This window comes from Micromonospora sp. M51, assembly GCF_018070305.1.
Taxonomy (GTDB): domain Bacteria; phylum Actinomycetota; class Actinomycetes; order Mycobacteriales; family Micromonosporaceae; genus Micromonospora; species Micromonospora parva.
In genome coordinates this window covers 1-3,381 of record NZ_JAGPXZ010000678.1, presented here as the reverse complement: position 1 = coordinate 3,381, position 3,381 = coordinate 1, and the positions used below count along the sequence as shown (strand labels likewise).

Genomic DNA, 3,381 nt, shown 5'->3' with positions numbered 1-3,381 from the left:
GGCAACTGGTGGTGGCCCGAGCGGGCGGGGCGACGCCAGCGGCGCGTTACCGGGGATCGGCTCGGGGCGGCTGCGCCGCCCGGCGGGTGCCGGATCGGCGGCTGCCGGGGTGGGTCGGACCGACCGCAGTCCGGCGTTGGCGCCGGAGAGGCCGGTCAAGGCGGCGTTGGTGCCGGCCAGGCCGGTCAGCTCACCGACGGACTCGCCACGACGGGCGGCGGCCCGGCGGCCGGGTGCCTGAACCGGAGTGCTGACCCGTGAGCTGAGCGCGCTGACCAACGCCTCGCACCCGGCGTCGCACGCCCGGACGGAGGCGACGGCCTGGCGGACCGTCTCGGCCACCGCGGACGTGAGGGCCCGGTTGACCGCGGCGCGTCGGGGGGTCTCGGAGATGGCGACCCGTAGGGCGGTGACCGCTTCGTTGATCTCATCGGCGTCGGCGACCCCGTCGGCGGCCAGGTGCGCCGCGATGGCATCCGCCGCGACCGACACCTCGCGGCCCCGGGCCACGGTGCCGCCGAGCATGCCCGGCTCGGGCAGCGCGTCCAGCACGGCCAGCGAGACCGGCTCGGCCGGGTCGGGGTAGGCGCGCAGGGCCGCCGGGTAGAGCTCCCGCAGAACCTCGCGCAGCGCCACGGCGGCGGAGTGTCGACCACTGGCCAGCGCGGCATGCGCCGAGAGCACCTGCTTGTAGCCGGCGAGGTCCCGGGGTGCCGGCAGGGTGACGGCGGAGAGCGCCCCCGCCTGCAACGCGCGGGCCAGGCCGACCGCCCGTCGTTCGGCCGGAGGCGACTGCATCTCCTCCAGGGAGTCGTCATCGGCGAACCGCTCGGCGAAGTCGTCCACCGAGTCGTCGTCGGCGATCGCCAGGGGGCGCCCGGCCGCGCTCAGCAGCGAGGTGACCGTGTGGTCGTCGCTGTCGGCGGCGATGGCCGCACCGCTCGGCCCGCCCGACCGCTCCACGAGCAGCGCGACGAGCTGGGCGTAGCCAGCGGCGTCATCGCTGATCTCGCAGACATGCAGCAGACGGCCTGCGTCGTCGACCACAGCGGACGTCAGCGTCGAGCCGGCGGAGGCCGGTCGGTCAGCCGGATCCGCCGAGGCCAGACCGCAGTAAACGCGCACGAGCGCCACGGCGTCGTCCTCCTCCCGGGACAGGTCTTTCCTCTGCCAGCAACTGATGCTCCCCGGTACGGGTCAGTCGCGCCAGTCCACCACCGCAGAGATCTTGCCGACAATGGTGCGCCAACCCAAACTCGCGGTCTGCGCGCCGATCTTCTTCAGCCGTCGGCGACCCATGAACGCGCCGATCCCACCGTTGGCCGTGGCGCGCAGCGCCTCGTCCAGGTCGTCGAGGCTGGAGCCGGCGGAGAGCATGTCGAGTACCGCAGGCAGCCGCAATGCGTACGAGAGGTCACGCGCGACCTCGCCGGCCTCGATCAGCAGGGTCGAATCCCACGTGTCGTGCCCACCGCGTAGGTTCTCCACGACCAGGTCGAGTTCGTAGGTGTCCTCGTCGAGCGGCGCGATATCTGCCGGCTCCACCCGTTCGGACAATTCATTCCAGCTGTCCAGTTGGGACAGATCGTTGGGCGCACCGGATCGGATGAAACTGACCAGCGACTCGGGGGTCTTGAACAGCAGCAGCTTGCCCTGGTGGCTGAGGAAGACCGGCACCTCCTCGTCGTTCTCCTCGTCCGCGACGGCCTCGTCCGAGTCTTCTTCGGTGTCGGTGTCAGCGGCGGCGCCGTCCCGGCGACGGCGCGTGGCGTCCTCGTCGTCGTCCTCGGCGGCGAACTCCTGGGCCAGCTCCTCGTCGAGGATGACGACGGTCTCGTCGTCCTCCTCCTCTTCGACCGCCTGGCGGCGGGCGAGGAACGGGTCGTCCTGGTCGCGCTCGGTCACGTCGGTCGGGGTCAGCGAGCTGGCCGGCCGGTACGCCCGCAGCGTGAAGCCGGTGCCGGCGGGCAGCGCGATCTCCACTGGGTCGATGCGCAGCTCGTCCCAGAGCGAACGGTCGATCGACGCCGACGGGCGGTCGGTCTCCTCGGTCTCGTCTGGCTGGGCCGCGCCGGTGGTGTCGTCGAGCTCGGGCTCGTCGGCGTCGGGCCGTTGGGGCGACTGGCGGGCCACGCTGACCTCCGTGTGCTTCGGGTTGCCCACCCACCGGGGTCTCCGACCGGCGAGTGACTCTGGGCACATACCCTAGTCGGCGACCCTGGGTGGCCGATGCCCGCACCCCGGTGGCCGCTCGGCGCACGGGTCCGACCTGCTGGTGGTCACCGCTGGCGAAGCGGCCGTCCGACAAGTAGCGTAGCTACGTATGAAGGCCCAGGCGCTGCACGGCCATCTCGACGCTCTGCTGCTCGCCGTGCTCGAACAGGGCGCGCTGCACGGCTACGCGATCATCGAGGCGTTGCGGGCCCGCAGCGACGGCAGCCTTGACCTACCCACCGGCACCATCTATCCGGCGCTGCGCCGGCTGGAACGCGCCGGGCACGTGGCGAGCACCTGGAGCACTGTCAGCGGCCGGGAACGCCGGACGTACCAGCTCACCGACTCGGGCCGGCGGGCGCTGGCCGGCGAGCGCGCCGGGTGGCGCGAGTTCCAACTGACAGTCGGCCGGTTCCTCGACCCCGAGAGCCCGCCCACCCCGTCCTGACCCGCTCCGGTCCGGACGCCGATCAGCGGGTGGCCAGCAGCCAGCCGCGCGCCGCCCGGGTCAGCGAGAAGTAACCGCCGCCCACCAACACCAACCCGATGATCATCGGGGGCCAGTGCAGCGCCGCGTCAAAGAGATCGATTGACCAGGCGAAGAGCGCGGAGCCGGCCACGATGCCGAGGACCAGGATGCCGGTCAGGCCGGTGCCCACCGCACGCTGCGCCAGGGCCAGGCTCGGGCGCGACGCCCGCGCGCTCGCCCGGACCACCAGCAGACCGGCCACCGAGAGCAGCAACGCGCTCATCCAGATCCAGTCGACCGAGCTGGCGAGCAGCAGATACCCGGCCGGCGGGCGGGGCCCGCCACTCCAGCTCGACCCGCGCCAGGTCAGATCGCCGGCGACGACCCCCACCCCGGCGATCGCCAGCATCCGCAGGGAGAGCCCGCGCAGGGCGCCCACCGCCAGTTCGGCCTGCCAGGAGGGGAGCAGCTGCGCCGGTGAGCCGAACTCGGCCACCGCCCGGCGCTGCGCCTCGGTCGGTGGCATCCCGCTCTCCCGGTACGCCTCGACGGCGTCCAGCAGCCCGTGCCGGGCCTCGGTCAGCAGGCCGGACTTGAGTCGCGCCGGCCCCTGCAACCGGGCGGCAAGCTCCCGCAGGTGCTCGTCGACCATCACGTCCTCACCCCGCGCCATGGCACCACCCTGCCACGGAGCCCGG

General features: G+C 73.0%; 3 protein-coding genes and 1 pseudogene. 1 reads left to right on the top strand and 3 read right to left on the bottom strand.

Going from position 1 to position 3,381, the window contains the following annotated elements:
- A pseudogene (locus KBX53_RS26920) lies at window positions 1-1,158 on the bottom strand (transposase); the annotation flags it as partial.
- A 39-nt stretch (window positions 1,159-1,197) separates the two neighbouring features.
- Window positions 1,198-2,163: a DNA primase gene (locus KBX53_RS26915; protein ID WP_210862332.1), complete on the bottom strand. Its 966-nt coding sequence runs from the start codon at window positions 2,161-2,163 to the stop codon at window positions 1,198-1,200.
- 160 nt (window positions 2,164-2,323) lie between these two features.
- Here KBX53_RS26915 and KBX53_RS26910 point away from each other — a divergent pair, with 160 nt between their 5' ends.
- A complete protein-coding gene (locus KBX53_RS26910; RefSeq protein WP_030329010.1) occupies window positions 2,324-2,662 on the top strand; it encodes a PadR family transcriptional regulator in 339 nt (112 codons plus the stop codon).
- Window positions 2,663-2,684: 22 nt separating this feature from the next.
- Here the strand turns inward: KBX53_RS26910 and KBX53_RS26905 are convergent.
- Window positions 2,685-3,381, bottom strand: a 697-nt coding sequence (locus KBX53_RS26905) for a permease prefix domain 1-containing protein (RefSeq protein WP_309140861.1), incomplete at its 5' end; no start/stop codon positions are given.